The sequence below is a fragment of the Nocardioides sp. JCM 18999 genome, assembly GCF_055391175.1.
Window position 1 is genome coordinate 1,074,024 of record NZ_AP043887.1, and the last position, 19,323, is coordinate 1,093,346.

Consider the following 19,323-nt stretch of genomic DNA (forward strand, 5'->3'; position numbering starts at 1 on the left):
TCGGCAGAAGTTCGTTGCTGGACGCACGGAACTCCAGGTGGTTCACTTTTCGACCATGCGGACCAGCGACGTGTTCGAGCTTCTGCGGGACGGGACTCCGCGTACCCGGGCGCAGCTCGCGGAGGCGTCAGGACTCGCTCGCTCGACGATCGCAGCCCGGATCGACCTGCTCCTCCGCCTCGGCCTGGTCGCACCGTACGGCGGTGGTGTCTCGACGGGTGGTCGCCCGCCCTCCCTGCTCGCGATGAACGCCAAGGCGTGGGTCGTCGCGGGCATCGACGTCGGGGCCTCGCACGCGACCGCCTGCCTGGCGGACCTCGCCGGGACGATCCTCGTCGAGCGCCGTGCCGACCTGGACGTGGCGTCCGGGCCGGAGTTCGTCCTCGGCTGGGTGGAGCGGGTGATCGACGATCTCCTTCGCCAGGCCGGACGGGACGTGGTCGAGCTGGCGGCGATCGGAATCGGCCTGCCCGGGCCGGTCGAGCACTCGACCGGCCGCGCGATCAACCCGCCGATCATGCCGGGATGGGACCACTTCGATGTGCCGGCGCACGTGCAGCGCGCCTTTCCGGTGCCGGTCCTCATCGACAACGACGTGAACATCATGGCGCTCGGCGAGCGGCACGCGCACCTGTCGGACGTCCAGGACCTGGTCTTCATCAAGGTCTCGACGGGCATCGGAGCAGGGCTCATCTCCGGAGGTGAGCTGCAGCGCGGCGCCCAGGGGACCGCCGGTGATCTCGGCCATGTCCGAGTGGTTCGGGCTGCGGACGTCCGCTGCCGGTGCGGGAACGAGGGCTGCCTGGAGGCGATCGCCGCGGGTCCCGCTCTGGCCCGGGCCCTGCAGGAGGCGGGCATCGAGGCCGAGAACGGCCAGGATGTCGTCGACCTGGTGCGGTGCGGCGACGTCGTCGCCGCCCAGGTGGTGCGCCAGGCCGGGCGCGATCTCGGTGATGTCGTCGCCACCCTGGTCAACGTGATCAACCCCTCGGTGATCGTGATCGGCGGCGCACTGGCAGGTGCCGGCGAGAGCCTCCTCGCCGGAATCCGCGAGGTGGTCTACCAGCGTTCGCTCCCGCTCGCGACCGAGCATCTCCGGATCGTCACGTCCCAGGCCGGTGAGCGGGCCGGGGTCCTCGGTGCCGCTGCGCTGGCGATCGGTCACGTCCTGGCCCCGGAGTCGATCGACCGTGCCAGCGACGCGTTGGCGCTCGGCTGATCCCGGCCCCGAGGTCTGCGGCAGGATGGCCCTATGGCTTACGTGATCGCCCAGGACCCCGCCGCCGACCAGGTGCTCTCGGAGGACCCGTTCGCCCTCCTGGTGGGCATGATGCTCGATCAGCAGTACCCGATGGAGCACGCCTTCCGTGGGCCGGCCAAGGTGCTCGAGCGCTTCGGCACCCTCGACCCGGCCGCGATCGCCGCCGCCGACCCGGAGTCGTTCTCCGAGCTGTGCCGCACCCCGCCGGCGATCCACCGGTACGGCGGCTCGATGGCGGCCCGGCTCCAGGAGCTGGCCAAGGTCGTCGCGACGACGTACGACGGTGACGTGACCCGGCTGTGGACCGAGGCCGCCGATGGGCCGGACCTGCTCAAGCGGGTGATGGCGCTGCCCGGGTTCGGCAAGCAGAAGGCGCAGATCTTCGTGACGCTGCTGGCCAAGCAGGTCGGTGTCCGCCCGGAGGGGTGGGAGACCGTGGTGGGGGACTACGCGCTCGAGGGCTACCGCTCCGTGGCTGACGTCGTCGACGCCGAGTCCCTGCAGAAGGTGCGCGATTTCAAGAAGGAGAAGAAGCGCGCCGCGGCGACCGAGTGAGACGTGACGCGCCTTGAGTGCGGGGGATGCTCGAAGCTCAGGAGGGCCGTGGCACAATGGACGACGCGGTTCTTGACATTAGCGGGCCTCGCCGCGCCCCGAACTCAGTTTCACGAGAGGTGTTCGTGTCCTCGAACGCACGCAAGCTCCCCGCCGAGGTGCTCTCCCACCCGGCCGTCGTGTCACTCATCGACCGCGCTCAGCCGACTGGTCGTGTCACACCGGAGGAGGTGCGCCAGGCCAGTGAGGCAGCGGCCGTCGAGCCGCGCCACCTGAAGGGCCTGATGGGTCACCTCAGCGAGCTCGGCATCTCCGTCGACCTCGGCGTGGTCACCGGCCGCGTCGCCGCGGCCGGTTCGCCGGCCAAGAAGACGACGACCAGCCCTGCCAAGAAGGCGGCGGCTCCGGCGAAGAAGGCCGCGCCCGCCAAGAAGGCCGCCCCCGCCAAGAAGGCTGCCGCCTCGACCACCGTCGTCGAGGCGGCCGTCGTCGACCTCGCGGTCGAGATCGAGGTCGCCGAGGTCAAGGTCGACGCCGACGGCAAGAAGATCCTGCCCGACCTCTCCGACGCGCAGTTCGAGCAGGAGAAGGACTCCGAGGAGATCAAGGAGGTCGAGAAGGAGTCCGAGTCCTTCGTGGTCTCCAACTCCGACGACACCGACGAGCCCGAGCAGCAGGTCATGGTCGCCGGTGCGACCGCCGACCCGGTCAAGGACTACCTCAAGCAGATCGGCAAGGTCGCGCTGCTCAACGCCGAGATGGAGGTCGAGCTCGCCAAGCGGATCGAGGCCGGCCTCTTCGCGGAGGAGAAGCTCGGCAAGGGCGGCAAGATCACCGCCAAGCTCGAGGAAGAGCTGGAGTGGATCGCCGAGGACGGCCGCCGTGCCAAGAACCACCTCCTCGAGGCCAACCTGCGACTCGTCGTCTCCCTCGCCAAGCGCTACACCGGCCGCGGCATGCTGTTCCTGGACCTGATCCAGGAGGGCAACCTCGGTCTGATCCGCGCGGTCGAGAAGTTCGACTACACCAAGGGCTACAAGTTCTCGACGTACGCGACCTGGTGGATCCGCCAGGCGATCACCCGCGCGATGGCCGACCAGGCCCGCACCATCCGTATCCCGGTGCACATGGTCGAAGTGATCAACAAGCTCGCTCGTGTGCAGCGCCAGATGCTTCAGGACCTGGGCCGCGAGCCCACTCCGGAGGAGCTGGCCAAGGAGCTCGACATGACCCCGGAGAAGGTCATCGAGGTCCAGAAGTACGGCCGCGAGCCGATCTCGCTGCACACCCCGCTCGGTGAGGACGGCGACTCCGAGTTCGGCGACCTGATCGAGGACTCCGAGGCGATCGTCCCGGCCGACGCGGTCTCGTTCACCCTGCTCCAGGAGCAGCTGCACGCGGTCCTCGACACGCTCTCCGAGCGTGAGGCCGGCGTCGTGTCGATGCGTTTCGGTCTGACCGACGGTCAGCCCAAGACCCTCGACGAGATCGGCAAGGTCTACGGCGTGACGCGTGAGCGGATCCGCCAGATCGAGTCCAAGACGATGTCGAAGCTGCGACACCCGTCGCGCTCGCAGGTCCTCCGGGACTACCTGGACTGAGTCACGAGCTCAAGGAACCCCCGACTCCGCGCAGGCGGATCGGGGGTTCTTCCATTTCGTGCCGCCGGCGCCTAGGCGGGGGGTGGATCCCGCCGGACCACGGCCGAGATCACGTCGGACAGCGGTTGCACCTGGCGCGGAGCGCCGACCGGCGTTCCCGGCGGATCCAAGGTCTCAGAGGTGCCGAGATCGAGCCGCTTCAGCAACGCGTCCTGGACCTGAGGGAAGTACAGGCCCCACAGGAACATGAAGGTGACGAAGACGATGGCCTGCACGAGGCTCTTCCCGAGCAGCGCCATGTCCAGCCACACGAGGAGGGCGTACACGACGGGGACCGTGACGAGCAGCCGGACCGTCTCCTGGCGGCTGCGTGGTCTGCGGTGCACGGACCGCAGACTAGCCCGCTCGCTAGCCGACGGCGACGAGGATGACGGCCGCGGCGCACAAGCCCAGGCCGATCGCCTGGGTGCGGTGGATCCTCTCGTGCAGCAGGATCACGGCCCACGCGACCGTGGCGGCCGGGTAGAGCGAGGCGATCACGGCGGCGACGGCGAGCATGCCGTGCGTGGTCGCGGCGACGAAGAGGACCAGGGCGGCGGCACCGAGCACCCCGCTCGGCGCGGACCACCACTCCTCGACCCGTCGGGGCCACCACGCCTCGTGCACCACCTGCGCGGCCAGGGCGGTGGCGGCTGCTCCGACGATCATCTCGAGCGAGATCGGCCAGTTCCCGGCGTCGGGGGAGACCTGGGCGATGGCGGCGAAGCCGATCCCGAAGCCGACGCCCGCGACGAGCCCGTACAGGGCGCCCGAGCCCCGTCCTGACTCCGCAGCCGTGCGAGGGGTGGCGGCGACCATCATCACCGCGGGCAGGGCCGCCAGCAGACCGAGCCAGGCGAGCTCCGTGGGGCGATCCCCGGTGAGCACACCGACGGCGGCCGGGACGACGGCGCCGGTCAGGCCCGACAGCGGAGCGACCACTCCCATCCGGCCCACGGCGAGCCCGAGGTAGAGGGTCACCACGCCGACCGCGGTGCCCAGCCCGGCGAGGACGCCCCAGGCCAGGTCGGTCGCGGTCGGGTCACCGCTGGTGAGGAGTGCGAGCGCCGCCATCGCGACACTGCCACCCACCTGGGTCGCGAAGGCGACCTTCCAGACCGAGCACCGAGCGGTGAGGAACCCGCCGATGAAGTCGGAGGTGCCGTAGAGGAAGGCGGACAGCAGAGCGAAGGTGACGGTCACGGATCACTTCGTGGTGAGGAGGGGCAGAAACGCGCGAAGCCCCCGGATCACCGGGGGCTTCGCGACAGGGACTGGTGCCGGATCAGTCGGTGATCGGGCGCTTCTCGGTGAGCTTGTGCGTCTCGTCGACGACGTTCGCCGCGAGCTCCTTGATCTTGTCACCGTGCTCGCGAGCGTGGTGGGCGCAGAACAGGAGCTCTCCGCCGGACTGCAGTTCAACGCGGAGGTAGGCCTGGGCTCCGCAGCGGTCGCAGCGGTCGGCAGCGGTCAGCGCGGGCGAGAAGGGGGCAGTAGTCGCTGCACTCATTGTCGGGCCTCATTTCTGTCTCGGTGACAGATGCAACGTAGTAGGGGGACCCAAGATTCCCTCCGAAACGTGGTACCTGTCACGTCATCCAATCATGGACTGGCGATGGTTACATCGGCATTCCGGTCGATGAACTTCGCGAACTTCGATGATTCTTCGGCAGTGTCAGCGCTGACACCTGGTCCTGCACGGTTCCCGGGAAGTACGCCCAACCTAGCCCCGCCGGACGAGGCGTGGCGGCACAGCCGTCCCGGCGTGTCGCAGGTAGATTGGGACGATCATGAGCGACACCTACAACGCCGCGCACCTGCTGGTCCTCGAGGGTCTCGAGGCGGTGCGCAAGCGCCCCGGCATGTACATCGGATCGACCGACACCCGCGGTCTGATGCACTGCGTCTGGGAGATCATCGACAACGGTGTCGACGAGGCCCTGGCGGGCTTCGCCAGCCGGGTCGAGGTGACCCTGCACGCGGACGGTTCCGTCGAGGTCTACGACAACGGTCGTGGCATCCCGACCGACAAGGAGCCGAAGACCGGGCTCACCGGCGTCGAGGTGGTCGCGACCAAGCTGCACGCCGGCGGCAAGTTCGGCGGGTCGTCGTACGCCGCCACCGGTGGTCTGCACGGCGTCGGTCTCTCGGTGGTCAACGCGCTGTCGAGTCGGATGGACATCGACGTCGACCGCTCACCCGCCCGGCAGGGGATCAGCTTCCAGCGCGGCGTCCCGGGCGTCTTCGACGATCTCGGTACGGCGGCTCCCGACTCGTCCTTCGCCCCCGGCGGCGGACTGAGCCGCAAGGGCTCGCGGGTGGCCAAGGGCAAGTCCGGCACCCTGGTCCGGTTCTGGCCCGACCGTCAGATCTTCACGAAGGACGCCGGCTTCGTCTGGGACGAGCTGGTCGGCCGAGCGCGGCAGACGTCGTTCATCGTCCCCGGCCTCGAGCTCGTCCTGCGTGACCTGCGCGGCGACCTCCCGGTCGAGGAGAAGTTCCTCCACGCCGGGGGCATCGCCGAGTTCGTCGACTTCCTCTCCATCGGCCAGCCGGTGACGGAGGTGCTCCGACTGCAGGGCGCCGACACGTTCACCGAAACCGTGCCGATGCTCGACGCCCAGGGCCACATGACTCCGCAGGACGTCGTCCGCGAGCTCGGCGTCGACGTCGCCCTGCGCTGGGTCGACGGGTACGACACCGAGCTGCGCTCGTTCGTCAACGTGATCGCGACCCCCAAGGGCGGCACCCACGTGAGCGGCTTCGAGACCGCGCTCACCAAGACCTTCAACGACGCGATGCGTGGGGCCAAGGTGCTCAAGGTCAACGACACCGACGTGACCAAGGACGACGTCCTCGAGGGGCTCACCGCCGTGGTCACCGTGCGTCTGGCCGAGCCGCAGTTCGAGGGTCAGACCAAGGAGATCCTCGGCACGCCCGCGGCCCGCTCCGTCGTGCGCAAGGTCGTCGCCGCCGAGCTGAAGGCGTTCCTCACCTCGACGAAGGCCAAGGAGAAGGCCCAGGCCAAGCTGGTCATGGAGAAGGTGCTCGGCGCCGCCAAGACCCGGATCGCGGCCCGCCAGCACAAGGAGACCCAGCGGCGGAAGAACGCCTTGGAGTCCTCGGCGCTGCCCGCCAAGCTGGCCGACTGCCGCGCGAACGACAACGAGCGCACCGAGCTGTTCATCGTGGAGGGTGACTCGGCGCTCGGCACGGCCAAGCTGGCCCGGAACAGCGAGTTCCAGGCCCTGCTCCCGATCCGCGGCAAGATCCTCAACGTCCAGCGCGCCAGCGTGGCGGACATGCTGAAGAACAACGAGTGCTCCTCGATCATCCAGGTCGTCGGCGCCGGGTCGGGGCGCACGTTCGACCTCGACGCGGCCCGCTACGGGAAGATCATCTTCATGGCCGACGCCGATGCCGACGGCGCCCACATCCGCACCCTGCTGGCCACGCTGTTCATGAAGTACATGCCCGAGCTGGTGCGTGCCGGTCGGGTCTACACCGCCGTCCCGCCGCTGCACCGGATCGAGCTGTCCAACCCCAAGAAGGGGATGGAGAAGTACATCTACACCTACTCCGACGACGAGCTGCAGCGCCGGCTCGCCGAGCTCAAGAAGCGCAACGTGAACGTCAAGGGCACGCCGCAGCGCTACAAGGGTCTCGGTGAGATGGACGCCGACCAGCTCGCGGAGACGACGATGGATCCGCGGCACCGGACGCTGCGCCGGCTCACGGTCGACGACGCCGAGTCCGCCGGGCGGGTCTTCGAGCTCCTGATGGGCACCGAGGTGGCTCCGCGCAAGGAGTTCATCACCGCGGGCGCCAACCACCTCTCGGACGCCGAGCTCGACTTCTGAGCGACGACGAGGGCAGGCGATGAAGGATCAGAAGGCACGGCGCGCTGCCGTCGCCCGCGCGTTCCGGACGCACAAGGTGCCGATGCGGAAGGGGCACTGGCGCCTCGACGGCGAGGAGGTCACCTGGTGGATCGACCTGCGTTCGGACTCGCCCCGACCCGACGCAGCACTGGCCTTCGAGGTCGGCGCCTGGGTGCCGGGCACCGGACCTGACCCGGAGGGCGGCGCGTGCGACTGCCCGCTGCTGCTCGACGTTCCGGTCCGGGTCGACGTCACCGTCGCCACGGAGGCGCTGCTCGACCAGCTTCGGGGGCTCGGCACGGTCGACGCGCTCCGCGCTGCGGACCTGGACGGCGCCCACCTGGACGCCGCGATGAAGGACCTGCTGGGTCGCTGACTCAGACGATCGGGTTCAGCAGACCGCTGTCGACGTCGTAGATGAATCCGCCGACGAGAGCGCGCTCACCGATCAGCGGGTGGCTGGAGACCTTGTGGACGTCCTCGCGCAGGGCCTTCGCCTGGTCGGTGACCACGTTGAACGGCTGCCACGACGCATCCACGCCGGCCGAGGCCTCGACCCGCTCCCGGATGGTCTCCTCGGAGTTGGAGGCCACGGCACAGCGGGTGTGGGGCACGACCAGGATCCGGTTGACGTTGAGCAGGTGCACGCCCATCACCAGCGCCTCGAGGGCCTGGGGGGTGACGCGGCCGCCGGGGTTGCGGAAGATCTTCGCGTCGCCGGCCTGGAGGCCGAGCATCCGCAGCGGGTCGATCCGGCTGTCCATGCACGTGACGATCGCGACTCCGGCCTTGGCGATCCCATCGAACCCGGAGTAGGCGAAGTCGGCGGCGAAGTCCGCGTTGGCGGCGAGGAGGTCGTCGAAGTTCGGCATGCCTCGGACCCTAGCGGGTGCGCCGACCCAGCAGGACGGCGGCCAGGACCGCGCCGATCACGGCGGTGATCGCTGCTCCGACGAAGACGGTATGCTCCTGGGCGATCGCCGCGTTCTGCAGCAGGTCGGTGAAGGCCGCGCAGCGCGATCGTCCGTCGCAGACCTCCTGCACGGGCGGGAGGTCGGACTGCTCGGCGTAGTACCGACGCAGTCCGATCGCGGTCAGCACCGAGATCCCGACCAGCATGCCGACCATCCGGGCCACCACGGTGGCAGCGCTGGCGAGGCCGTGCACGTCGGCCGGCGTCGCGCCCAGCACCGCATGGTTGATCGGGGCCAGCGCGAGGCCGAAGCCGAACCCGCCGATCAGCAGCGGCAGCGTCGCCACGGGGGAGGAGAGCGAGTTCATGTCCCAGGTCGCCATCCAGGCGAAACCGACGGCGGCGAGGAGCAGGCCGAGCGAGGCCACGATCGACGGCGCCCAGCGGTGCACCAGCCAGCCGCCGACGACGGCACCGACGGGCAGCGCGATCAGGAACCTGACCAGCACCAGCGCCGCCGAGAGCTGCGAGTCCGGGTAGACCGTGGTGCGGGCGACCAGGGGGATGTCGACCAGCGCCACGACCAGGGCGGCGCCGACGAAGAGACTGACCAGGACCCCGCCCCAGGCGGGCCGGGCGCGTAGGGCCGCCGGCGGGATGAGCGGGTTCGGCGTGCGCCGCAGGTGGACACCGAAGGCGACGCCGGCGACGCCGGCGATCGCGAGGTACCAGCCGCCGAGCGGGGTCAGGAGGGAGATCTGCGGGTCGGTGCTCGCGAAGGCGAGCACCACGCCACCCAGCGCGATCGCGAGGAGTACGGCGCCGGGCAGGTCGGCCGCCCGGGCATCGCCCCACCAGCGCCGCAGGTCGACCAGCGGACGACGCCCGGCCAGGCACTGCCCGATCACCAGCGCGGTGCCGACCAGGACGGTCAACCCCAGCGGCGTCATCCAGTCGTTCAGCCCGACCACGGGGACGTAGAGCTGGCCCCAGGTGAGGTCGCGCACCAGCGCAGCGGGCTTGAGCACCAGCAGGCTGGCGGCGACGGCGGTGACCAGGAGCAGCACCACGCCGACCGGGCTGGGCCAGCGCAGCGGATCCGGGCTCTGACGTCGGATCGCCAGGGCCAACCCGGCCCCGACGACCAGGTTGAGCACGAAGATCGCCCGCCAGTCGGCGACCGCCAGCACCGCCGCCCCGAGCAGCGGTCCGAGGACGGCGCCGAGCTCCTGCGCGGCCGAGACGAGGCCGAGCGGAACCGCCCGCCGTTCCAGCGGGTACAGGTCGGCCACCAGCGCGAGCGTCGCCGGGACCAACGCGCCGGCGCCGACGCCCTGGACGAAGCGGCCGATCACGATCGAGGTGAGGTCGACCGACAGCGTGGTGAGGAAGGAGCCGAGGGCGAACAGGACCAGCCCGGCGACGAGCACCGGCTGGCGGCCACGCTGGTCGGCGATCCGACCGATCAGCGGGAGCATCGCGACGTACCCGAGGAGGAACCCCGAGATGATCGGGGCGCCCTTCTGCAGGTCCTGGGCGGAGAGCCCGACGCCGTGCATGATGTCGGGCAGCGCGAGCACGACCACGTAGGTGTCGGCCGCGGTGAAGCAGACGGCGAGGCCGGCCAGCAGCAACAGCCCGCCGTGACGCCGACCCGTCATGCGGGGGCCTTGATGTCCTTGGTCGTCCCGTAGTCGTCGAGGTTCACGGTGTAGGTCTCGCTGTCGCCGGTGCCGTACACGTCACCCGTCAGCACGACCTCGCGCAGCTCGTCCTTCGAGGTGACCGTGTAGGTGACGTCGAGGTCGGTCGCCACGGTCGGGATCAGCACCTGCGCCGAGGCGGCCGGCAGCACGCCGGTGTAGGAGGTGAGGATCTCCTTGTTGCCCGCGCCGCCGCGCACGGTCTCGCCCTGCTTGAGCTCGGTCGTCGCGGTCAGCCAGTCGCTCATCCCGCCGGAGGTGGCCATCAGGGCTGCCGGGTCGGGGGCGCCGTACTCGGCGGGATCGATGGTCTGCCAGCCGGTGGTGAGGGGCAGCTGGGCCCACACCTTGCCGTCCACGGAGATCAGCGGGACCTGCGGCGTCAGGCTGGCGACCTGGACCGTCACCGCACCCTCGAAGGCGGGCGCGTGGGTGAGCGTCCCGTCGCCCGCGATCAGGGCGTTCACCGAGCTGGGCACCCCCGACGAGCTGAGCTTGAAGGTGAGTCCGCTGGTCTCGTCCAGCGTCGCCTTCGCGGCGGCCATCGCCTCGGCGGGGTCAGCCGTCGCGGTCGAGCCCTCCGAACCGCCTCCGCAGGCGGTGAGCAGCAGGACGGAGGCCGCGACGATTCCGGCGGCGGTGGAGGTGCGCATGCGGCTCATGATCCCACCGGGCCGGCGCAGGCATCGACGGGTTGGCTCAACGGGATGCCCGAGCCGTCGCGACGCGGGTCGGGCTCGGGCAGGTCGACCGGGGCACCGGAGTTCGCGGCCGCCCGGGCGGGGCCGCGGCCGGCCCAGGCGAACACCAGGGTGTCCTCGCCCTTGAGGTAGCGGTGGCAGCGGACGCCGCCGGTGGCACGGCCCTTCGACGGGTACTCCGCGAACGGAGTCACCTTCGCCGATCCGGTCTCGGTGCCCGGCAGGGCGTCGGAGGAGCCCGACACCGTCACCACGCTCGCGCCGTCCCCGGCCGTCGGGTCGAAGGCGCCGAAGAAGAGCACCCGGGAGCCGTGCGCGACCCGCACCCCGGCCATGCCACCGGCGTTGCGGCCCTGCGGCCGGACCTGGTCGGCGCCGAAGTGCAGCAGCTGGGCGTCGGAGGTGATGAAGCAGAGCTCCTCGGACCCCGTGGTCAGCTCGACCGCGCCGACGACCTCGTCGCCGTCGGCCAGGTTGATCACGTCCCACTCGTCCTTGCCCAGGACCTCGGGGTTGACCCGCTTCACGACGCCGAGGCGGGTGCCCAGCGCCAGGCCGGGCCCCTCCTCCGTCAGCCGGATCAGCGCGAGCGCCCGTTCGCCGGGATCAAGGGAGAGCAGTGCGGAGAGCGGTACGCCGCCCTGGAGGTTGGGCTCGCCGGCGGTGGCCGGCATCCCGGGCAGGTCGTGGACCGCCACCTTCAGCACCCGACCGCGCGAGGTGAGGACACCGATCTCGCTGCGGGCACTGGTCGCGATCACCGAGGTCACCACGTCGTGCTGGGCCCGCTGCCCTCCGGTGACGAACGGCTCGTCGCCCTCGCTGCGCGCCAGCAGACCGGTGGAGGAGAGCAGCGCGAAGCAGGGGCTGTCCGGGACCTCGGCCGAGACGCTGGCCATCTTGGCCGCCTCGATCGCAGCGCTGCCGGCGCTGCTCAGCAGGACGGTGCGGCGCGGCGTACCGAAGGTCTTGGCGACCTCGGCCAGCTCGTCGGAGACGACCTTCTTCAGCAGGTTCCCGTCGTTGAGGATCGCGTCGAGCTGCTCGATGGTGCGCTCGAGCTCGTCCTTCTCCTTCTCCAGCTCGATCTTGGAGAACTTCGTCAGCCGGCGCAGCGCCATGTCGAGGATGTAGTCGGCCTGCAGCTCGGAGAGGTCGAAGACGCCCATCAGGCGCTCCTTCGCCTCGCCCGCGTTGTCGCTGGAGCGGATCAGCTGGATGACCTCGTCGATGTCGAGGATCGCCAGCAGGAGTCCCTCGACCAGGTGCAGCCGGGCTGCCGCCTTGTCCCGGCGGAACTGGCTGCGTCGCCGGACGACGGTGTAGCGGTGCTCGAGGAAGACCTCGAGCAGCGGCTTGAGCCCCAGCGTGCAGGGCTGGCCGTCGACCAGCGTGACGTTGTTGATCCCGAAGGAGTCCTCCATCGGGGTCTGCTTGTAGAGCTGCTCGAGGACGACCTCGGGGACGAAGCCGTTCTTGACCTCGATCACCAGGCGCAGGCCGTTGTCCTTGTCGGTGAAGTCGTTGACCGCGGCGATGCCGTCGAGCTTCTTGGCCTGGACCAGGACCTTGATCCGCTCGATCACCTTCTCGATGCCGACCGTGTAGGGCAGCTCGGTCACCACGATGCCGCGCCGGCGGCCGATCTGCTCGATCCGTGCCGTGGCCCGGATCTTGAACGACCCGCGGCCGGTCTCGTAGGCGTCGCGGATGCCGTCCAGCCCGACGATGGTGCCGCCGGTGGGGAGGTCGGGGCCGGGGATGAACCGCATCAGGTCCTCGACCGACATCTGCGGTCGGCGGATCATCTCGCGCAGCGCGGCGACGACCTCGACCAGGTTGTGCGGCGCCATGTTGGTCGCCATCCCGACCGCGATGCCCGTGGTGCCGTTGACCACCAGGTTGGGGATCGCCGCCGGCAGCACGGTCGGCTCGTTCTCCCGAGCGTCGTAGTTCGGCCGGAAGTCGACGGTGTCCTCGTCGATGTCGGCGGTCATCGCGACCGCAGCGGTGGCCATCCGGCACTCGGTGTACCGCATCGCGGCGGGACCGTCGTCGAGCGAACCGAAGTTCCCGTGACCGTCGATGAACGGCAGCCGCATCGACCACGGCTGAGCCATCCGGACCAGGGCGTCGTAGATCGCGCCGTCACCGTGCGGGTGGAGGCGACCCATCACCTCACCGACCACACGGGCGGACTTCACGTGGCCGCGGTCGGGCCGCAGGCCCATGTCCGCCATCGTGTAGAGGATCCGGCGCTGGACCGGCTTGAGGCCGTCACGCGCATCAGGCAGCGCCCGGGAGTAGATGACCGAGTAGGCGTACTCCAGGAACGAGGACTCCATCTCGTCCTTGATGTCGGTGTCGAGGATGTGCTCCTCGAAGTCCTCGGGGGGTTCTGCCGTGGTGCGCCTAGCCATGGGGGACATTCTCTCGTGCGGGGCGTCGTGGGAGTCAGCAGGCACGCCGGGGATCGACCCGCGGGCCTCGACGGGCCGGTAGATTGCGGGCTGTGACCTCGGCCGATCCTGCTGACCCAGCTGCTGAAGCAGCAGTCGACTCCGTCGCCCCCGCCCACTGGGAGGGCGACGTCGTGCTGCGGGACGGTCGGACCGCTCACATCCGGCCGATCGCTCCCGACGACGAGGAGCTGCTGGTCGACTTCTACGACAACCGGGTCAGCGACGAGTCGAAGTACTACCGCTTCTTCTCCCCGATGCCGCACCTGTCCCAGCGCGACGTCACCCGGTTCACGCACGTCGACAACGTCGCTCGGGTCGCCTTCGTCCTCACCCTCGGCGGTGACATGATCGCGATCGGTCGCTACGACGAGGTCGAGCCCGGCGAGGCCGAGGTCGCGTTCCTGGTCAGCGACGAGCACCAGGGGCGCGGGATCGGGCAGCTGCTGCTCGAGCACCTGGCCCAGGCCGGTCGCGAACGCGGGATCCGGACGTTCATCGCCGAGGTGCTGCCCGACAACGTCCGGATGATCCAGACCTTCCGCGACGCGGGCTACCGGGTCGGGTCCGGCTACGAGGACGGCGTCATCCGGCTGGAGTTCCCGATCGAGTCGACCGAGACCGCGATCGGGGTCATGTTCGACCGCGAGCACGTCGCGGAAGCGGCGTCGATCAGCCGCTTCCTCAACCCGCGCTCGGTCGCGATCATCGGCGCATCCCGGCGTCAGGAGACGCTGGGACAGATCCTGGTCCGCAACATGGTCAACGCCGACTTCACCGGTCGGGTCTACGTGGTCAACCCGAACACCGCGGCCGTCTCCGGGATGCCCGCCTACAAGCGGGTGCAGGACATCGACGGCCCGGTCGACGTCGCGATCGTCGCGGTCCCGGCCGAGGCGGTCCAGGACGTCGTCCTCGACTGTGCCGCCAAGGGCGTGCACGGCCTCGTGATCATCTCGGCGGGCTTCGCCGAGACCGGCGAGGACGGTCGGGCCCGGCAGCGCCGGCTGGTCGGCCTCTCCCGGTCCTACGGTCTGCGCGTCATCGGCCCGAACGCGCTCGGGATCATCAACACCGACCCCGGGGTGCGGATCAACGCCTCCATCTCCCCGGTGATGCCGCCGCGCGGTCGCGCCGGGTTCTTCTGCCAGTCCGGTGCCCTGGGCACGGCGATCCTGGAGAAGGTGCAGAGCCGCGGGCTGGGCCTGTCGACCTTCGTCAGCGCCGGCAACCGCGCCGACGTCTCCGGCAACGACCTCCTCCAGTACTGGGAGGAGGACGAGTCGACCGAGGTCGTGATGATGTACCTCGAGTCGCTGGGCAACCCGCGCAAGTTCTCCCGGATCGCGCGCCGGGTCTCGCTGCGCAAGCCGATCGTGGTCGTCCGCTCCGGCCGGACCACGCAGGGTGTCCCGATGGGGCACGCGGTGCGCAAGATCGCCGCGCCGCCCCAGGCCGTCGACGCCATGTTCCGCCAGGCCGGCGTGATCCAGGTCGACACCCTCGAGGACATGTTCGACGTCGCCCAGATGCTCGCTCACCAACCGCTGCCGCGCGGACGTCGGGTGGCGATCGTCGGCAACTCCGACGCCCTCGGCCTGCTCGCCGCCGACGCGGCGGCCGGGGCCGGCCTCGTGGTCAACCGGCAGATCGCGCTGGCCACGATCCCGACCGCGGAGGAGTTCGAGGACGCCCTCGACCAGGCGATCGACGACCCCGAGGTCGATGCGGTGGTCGCGGTCTACATCCCGCCGCTGTCGGTCAGCGGCGAGGAGATCGCCAACGTCCTCGCCGCCGTCGGGGAGCAGTCGCACAAGCCGCTGGTCTCGTCCTTCCTCGGTGCCGAGGGTGTCCCGGAGCTGCTCCGGGTGCCCGACGTGGCCGGGTCGACCGCCGGTCGCGGCTCGGTGCCGTCGTACTCCTCGGTGGAGAGCGCGGTGCGGGCGCTGGCCCGGGTGGTCGAGTACGCCGTCTGGCTGCGCACCCCCGACGGGCCCGGCGAGGAGACCGAGGAGATCGACGTCATCGGCGCCCGGACCGTGGTCAACCGGGCCCTGGAGCGGATGCCCCTGGGCGGTGACCTGACCGCCGAGGAGCTCGCCACCGTGCTGGGCTGCTACGGCGTCGAGGTGTGGCCGACCGCCGCGGTCTCCACCCTCGCCGAGGCGCGCGACGCTGCGGCACGGCTCGGCTGGGACGTCGTGCTCAAGTCGACCGCCGACCACCTGCGGGAGCGCCCCGACATGGCGCACGTGTGGCGCAACATCGACGACGACCACACGATGGAGGAGGCGTGGCGCGCGCTGACCGGGTTCACCGGTGATCTCGGGCTCGCGGGCGGGAGCCGGGACTTCGTCGTCCAGCGGGTCGCGCCACCGGGGGTGCCCGTCATGATCCGCTCGATCGAGGACCCGCTGTTCGGCCCGGTCATCTCGTTCGGGATCGCCGGACCGTTGAGCGAGCTCGTCGGTGACCGCAGCTACCGGATCCCGCCGCTGACCCAACGTGACGCGGCCGCGATGATCCGCGAGGTCAAGGCCGCCCCGATGCTCTTCGGCTACCGCGGCTCCGAGATCGCCGACGTCGACGAGATCGAACGGCTCATCCGCCGAGTCGCGCAGCTGCAGAACGACCTCCCGCAGATCGGTGCTCTCGCCCTCGACCTCGTGCTGGCCGGGCCGCAGGGCGCCAGCGTGCTGACGGCCAACGCTCGGGTGGAGGCGACCGGGGACACCCGGTCGGACTGGTTCGTGCGTCGGTTGCCCTCGGCACCGTCTGACACAATCCCTTCATGAGCACCACCCGTGTCGGAGCCTCCGACCGATCCAGCGAGTTGCGGCACGCCATCGACCTGACCGGCTACTACCCCGACGTCGTGGCCGACGGTGTGCTGACCGCTGTCGCGGGGGAGCGGGTGGTCGACTTCTTCCTGCACCACGAGCCGACGTTCGACCACGACGAGGTACGGCGGCACCTGTCGGTGCTGGTCCTGACCCCGTCGCGGCTGATCCTCGCCCACACCGACGAGCACCCCGGGGACGACCTGCTCCCCGAGCCCTACACGTCGACCTCGACCGAGGCGATCCGACTGTCCAGCCTGACCTCGGTCGTGGTGACCCGGATGAGCGCCAACCCGACCTCAGGACGACCGGCGGTCGCCGAGGCGGTCGTGACCCTCGGCTGGGGTGCGGTCTCCCGGATCGACCTGGAGCCGGCCGGGTGCTCGGACCCCAACTGCGAAGCCGACCACGGCTACACCGGCGTGGTGAACTCCGACGACTTCTCCCTGCGGGTCTCGGCCGCTGCGGAGGGGCCGGAGGCCGTCACCAGCCTGCTCGGTTTCGCCGAGGCACTCTCGACGCTGACGCACGCGTGAGCGAGCTCTTCGTCGCGCCCGCCTACGGCCAACGCTCGCTCGGCGACGTCGTCCCGGCGGTCGGTCGGGCGCTCGGGCTGCCGTCGTCGGGCTGGGAGACGCCGACCGACCTCGACCTCCCGGACGCGTCGGCGTACGTGCTGTTCCTGATCGACGGCCTCGGCGCGAACCTGCTGCAGCGCTACGCCCACGCCGCGCCGTACCTGTCCAGCCTCGCGACCAGGCCGGGCACCGCGGGTGTCCCGTCGACGACGGCGACCTCGCTGACCTCGCTCGGGACCGCGCTGACCCCGGGCACCCACGGGTTGGTCGGCTACACCTCCCGGGTGCCCGGCACCAACCACCTGCTCAACGCGCTCCAGTGGAGCAAGGACGTCGATCCGCAGGAGTGGCAGCCGCACCCCACCGCGTTCCAGCACCTGCAACGGTCCGGCGGCTCGGCCACCGTGATCAACCGCCGTGAGTTCTCCGGCAGCGGGCTGACCGTCGCCTCCCAGCGGGGCGCGGAGTACATCGGGGCCGACAAGGCGGGGGAGCGGATCGCTGCCGCCCAGCAGTCGTCGTCGGAGCCCGGCTCCCTCACCTACCTCTACGACGGCGACCTGGACTGGACCGGCCACCGGCACGGTGTGGCCTCGATGTCCTGGCTGCAGCAGCTGTCGATGATCGACGCCGAGGCCGAGCAGCTGCGCGAAGCACTGCCGTCGTCGGTGCGACTCCTGGTCGTCGCCGACCACGGGATGGTCGACTCCGGCGTCGAGGACCGCACCGACATCGACGCCGTCGACGGCATGCGGGACGGTGTCTTCCTGCTCGGTGGGGAGGCGCGGTTCCGTCACCTCTACTGCCGCGGCGGTGCGGTCGAGGACGTGCTCGCCACCTGGCGCGAGGTGCTCGGGGACAACGCCGAGGTGCTCGCCCGCGAGGACGCGGTCCAGCGGGGCTGGTTCGGCTCCGTGGCCGGGTCCGTGCTGCCGCGCCTCGGCGACGTGGTCGTGGCCAGTGCTGGGACGCACGCCGTGATGTCGTCGGTCTCGTTCCCCTACGAGACCACGCTCGTGGGCCTGCACGGCTCGCTGACTCCCGACGAGATGCTGATCCCGATCCTCGTCGACTGAGTCGACGATCCAGGTCGTCGACTGACCTAGTCGAAGGGGAGCGGCTCGGCGGTCAACGAGACCGCCTTCGCCCGACCGGCGGTGAGCTGGCGCCGGTGGTGCTGGCGGCACAGCACCTCGTAGGTGACCTCGCCGATCACGGTCTGGTCGACGTCGCCGACCACGATCACGTCACCCTCGGTCACCATGATCCCGTCCTCGAGGCGGGCCTGGTGGGTGGCTCGCTTGCCGCACCAGCACAGCGCCTCGACCTGGAGCAGCTGGGTCGAGTCGGCCAGCTCGACGAGCCGCGCGCTGCCCTCGAACAGCTTCGTCCTGAAGTCGGTCAGGATGCCGAAGCAGTAGACGTCGATCTGCAGCTCGTCGACGACCTTCGCCAGGTCGTCGATCTGGCGGGTCGTGTAGAACTGCGCCTCGTCGCAGATCAGGTAGTCGATCCGCGCGCCATGGGTCAGGGCGTCGACGCAGTAGTGCCAGAAGTCGAAGTCCGGCGGCACCTCGATCGCGGTCCGGGTCAGGCCGAGACGGCTGGAGACCAGGGCGTTGCCGGCGCGGTCGTGGACCGTGAAGAGGCGGCCGGAGAGGCCGCGGGCAGCACGGTTGTGGTCAGTTTGCAGGGCTAGCGTGGACTTACCGGAGTCCATCGGGCCCGTGTAGAAGCGAAGCTCGGCCATGCGAAGAGGCTCAGGCCGAACCCTTCCCGGTGTCCTCGGAGTCCGAGGAGTCGGCGCTGTCCCCGCCGCCGAACATGATCTCGTCCCACGACGGGATCGAGGCCCGGCCACGACGCTTGGGCTTGCGCGCAGCAGCGGGCTGCTCGGCCGCCTCAGGTGCTGCGGGCGCAGCAGGCGCAGCAGGGACCGCGGGTGCGGCAGGCGCGGGCTGGCGCTCCTCGACGACCGGGGCGGGGGTCTCGACGACCGGAGCGGGAGGCGCCGGGGTCCAGGTGGGCGGCGGAGACGTCGGCAGCACCGGCTCCGCGATCGCCTCACGGCGCTCACGGACGGCGGCGAGGTCGTCGCTCGGGGCGGCTGTCTCGGGTGCGGCCGGCGGTTCGGGCAGGTCGCCCACCAGCCAACGGGCGTCGTCGTTCTCGAGCGCGACGTAGCTGCCCGGCGGGTCGTAGGTGAACTCGGCGGCGCCCGCGCGCGTCGGGGCGGTGTAGAGCGCGACCAACGACCAGCGGCCGTCGTGGCGACGCCAGGCGTCCCACTCGACGGTGTCGATCAGGGTCGGCTCCTCGGGCGCGGCCTGGGCGAGGTGGACGGCGACCGCGTCACCGAGGGTGCGGGCGGTCGAGTCGGTCGCCTGACGGCGCACGCTCGCCTTCTGGGCGCGGTCGGCGATGTGCTCGCGCTCGGCCATGACGGGCGCGGCGAAGGGCATGATCCGTTCGAGGGTCGTGCCCGCGGCCTCGGCCACGGACTCGGGGCTCTCGCCGGCCCGGATACGGGCCTGGATGTCACGCGGGCGCAGGCTCGGTGTCGTCGGTTGGTTCACAGGGCTTCTCTCCGATCGCCGGGGCAGCGCGTCAGGCGCGACCGCCACGGACATCTCGTTTCCGTCAGCATCAACGAGCAGCATCCGGGTGCCGTTGCGGCTGATGGAGGCGACCGTCCAGGCCTGGTGCTCCGGCACCGGGCCGGACAGGTCTCGTGCTGCCTCGTGGGCTGCTGGGTCGGCCGACATGAGGGCAAGCCTACGGCGTCGGCTCTT

General features: G+C 70.5%; 17 protein-coding genes. 8 read left to right on the forward strand and 9 right to left on the reverse strand.

Annotated elements, in window-relative coordinates:
• The first annotated feature begins 55 nt into the window (after window positions 1–55).
• The 3 genes from ACZ5J1_RS05140 (at window position 56) to ACZ5J1_RS05150 (ending at window position 3,417) form a co-directional block, all read left to right on the forward strand.
• Window positions 56–1,219, forward strand: a complete 1,164-nt coding sequence (locus ACZ5J1_RS05140) for an ROK family protein (RefSeq protein ID WP_464563142.1) — start codon at window positions 56–58, stop codon at window positions 1,217–1,219.
• A 33-nt stretch (window positions 1,220–1,252) separates the two neighbouring features.
• A complete protein-coding gene (locus ACZ5J1_RS05145) occupies window positions 1,253–1,816 on the forward strand; it encodes an HhH-GPD-type base excision DNA repair protein (RefSeq protein ID WP_464563144.1) in 564 nt (187 codons plus the stop codon).
• 119 nt (window positions 1,817–1,935) lie between these two features.
• Entirely contained in the window at window positions 1,936–3,417 is a 1,482-nt protein-coding gene (locus ACZ5J1_RS05150; RefSeq protein WP_464563146.1) for an RNA polymerase sigma factor, read from the forward strand.
• A gap of 71 nt (window positions 3,418–3,488) precedes the next feature.
• Here the strand turns inward: ACZ5J1_RS05150 and ACZ5J1_RS05155 are convergent, their stop codons facing one another.
• From ACZ5J1_RS05155 to ACZ5J1_RS05165, 3 genes are all read right to left on the reverse strand, one after another.
• Window positions 3,489–3,803 (reverse strand): hypothetical protein, encoded by a 315-nt coding sequence (locus tag ACZ5J1_RS05155; RefSeq protein WP_464563148.1) that lies wholly within the window; start codon window positions 3,801–3,803, stop codon window positions 3,489–3,491.
• Window positions 3,804–3,825: 22 nt separating this feature from the next.
• Window positions 3,826–4,659, reverse strand: coding sequence for an EamA family transporter (locus tag ACZ5J1_RS05160; RefSeq protein ID WP_464563150.1), 834 nt, complete (start codon window positions 4,657–4,659; stop codon window positions 3,826–3,828).
• Window positions 4,660–4,741: 82 nt separating this feature from the next.
• Window positions 4,742–4,966, reverse strand: coding sequence for a DUF7455 domain-containing protein (locus ACZ5J1_RS05165; protein ID WP_464563152.1), 225 nt, complete (start codon window positions 4,964–4,966; stop codon window positions 4,742–4,744).
• 280 nt (window positions 4,967–5,246) lie between these two features.
• Here ACZ5J1_RS05165 and ACZ5J1_RS05170 point away from each other — a divergent pair, with 280 nt between their 5' ends.
• Window positions 5,247–7,316, forward strand: a complete 2,070-nt coding sequence (locus tag ACZ5J1_RS05170; RefSeq protein ID WP_464563154.1) for a DNA gyrase/topoisomerase IV subunit B — start codon at window positions 5,247–5,249, stop codon at window positions 7,314–7,316.
• Window positions 7,317–7,335: 19 nt separating this feature from the next.
• Window positions 7,336–7,713 carry a hypothetical protein gene (locus ACZ5J1_RS05175; protein ID WP_464563156.1) on the forward strand — a complete coding sequence of 126 codons (378 nt, stop codon included), beginning with the start codon at window positions 7,336–7,338 and terminating at the stop codon, window positions 7,711–7,713.
• Between the two features lies 1 nt (window position 7,714).
• Here ACZ5J1_RS05175 and ACZ5J1_RS05180 read toward each other — a convergent pair whose 3' ends face one another.
• The 4 genes from ACZ5J1_RS05180 to ACZ5J1_RS05195 are packed head-to-tail and all read right to left on the reverse strand — an operon-like array spanning window position 7,715 to window position 13,074.
• Window positions 7,715–8,209, reverse strand: a complete 495-nt coding sequence (locus tag ACZ5J1_RS05180) for a beta-class carbonic anhydrase (RefSeq protein ID WP_464563158.1) — start codon at window positions 8,207–8,209, stop codon at window positions 7,715–7,717.
• 10 nt (window positions 8,210–8,219) lie between these two features.
• Window positions 8,220–9,911: an MFS transporter gene (locus ACZ5J1_RS05185; RefSeq protein WP_464563160.1), complete on the reverse strand. Its 1,692-nt coding sequence runs from the start codon at window positions 9,909–9,911 to the stop codon at window positions 8,220–8,222.
• A complete protein-coding gene (locus ACZ5J1_RS05190) occupies window positions 9,908–10,606 on the reverse strand; it encodes an LppX_LprAFG lipoprotein (RefSeq protein ID WP_464563162.1) in 699 nt (232 codons plus the stop codon). Before ACZ5J1_RS05190 ends, ACZ5J1_RS05185 begins: the two co-directional genes overlap by 4 nt.
• Before the next feature lie 5 nt (window positions 10,607–10,611).
• On the reverse strand, window positions 10,612–13,074 hold the full coding sequence (locus ACZ5J1_RS05195; RefSeq protein ID WP_464563163.1) for a DNA gyrase/topoisomerase IV subunit A: 2,463 nt from the start codon (window positions 13,072–13,074) through the stop codon (window positions 10,612–10,614).
• Window positions 13,075–13,166: 92 nt separating this feature from the next.
• Between ACZ5J1_RS05195 and ACZ5J1_RS05200 the strand changes: the two genes are divergently transcribed.
• From ACZ5J1_RS05200 to ACZ5J1_RS05210, 3 genes are read left to right on the forward strand one after another with little or no spacing between them, the layout of a single operon-like run.
• The gene (locus ACZ5J1_RS05200) at window positions 13,167–15,908 is read left to right on the forward strand and encodes a bifunctional acetate--CoA ligase family protein/GNAT family N-acetyltransferase (protein ID WP_464563165.1); all 2,742 of its coding nucleotides are present in this window, start codon (window positions 13,167–13,169) and stop codon (window positions 15,906–15,908) included.
• Window positions 15,905–16,489 (forward strand): DUF5998 family protein, encoded by a 585-nt coding sequence (locus ACZ5J1_RS05205; protein ID WP_464563167.1) that lies wholly within the window; start codon window positions 15,905–15,907, stop codon window positions 16,487–16,489. The genes ACZ5J1_RS05200 and ACZ5J1_RS05205 overlap by 4 nt, the downstream gene beginning before the upstream one ends.
• Entirely contained in the window at window positions 16,486–17,607 is a 1,122-nt protein-coding gene (locus tag ACZ5J1_RS05210; protein ID WP_464563169.1) for an alkaline phosphatase family protein, read from the forward strand. The genes ACZ5J1_RS05205 and ACZ5J1_RS05210 overlap by 4 nt, the downstream gene beginning before the upstream one ends.
• A gap of 26 nt (window positions 17,608–17,633) precedes the next feature.
• Here ACZ5J1_RS05210 and ACZ5J1_RS05215 read toward each other — a convergent pair whose 3' ends face one another.
• Both ACZ5J1_RS05215 and sepH read right to left on the reverse strand, forming a co-directional pair.
• Window positions 17,634–18,281, reverse strand: a complete 648-nt coding sequence (locus tag ACZ5J1_RS05215) for a thymidine kinase (protein WP_464563171.1) — start codon at window positions 18,279–18,281, stop codon at window positions 17,634–17,636.
• 10 nt (window positions 18,282–18,291) lie between these two features.
• The gene (sepH, locus tag ACZ5J1_RS05220; protein ID WP_464563173.1) at window positions 18,292–19,296 is read right to left on the reverse strand and encodes a septation protein SepH; all 1,005 of its coding nucleotides are present in this window, start codon (window positions 19,294–19,296) and stop codon (window positions 18,292–18,294) included.
• Window positions 19,297–19,323 lie beyond the last annotated feature (27 nt).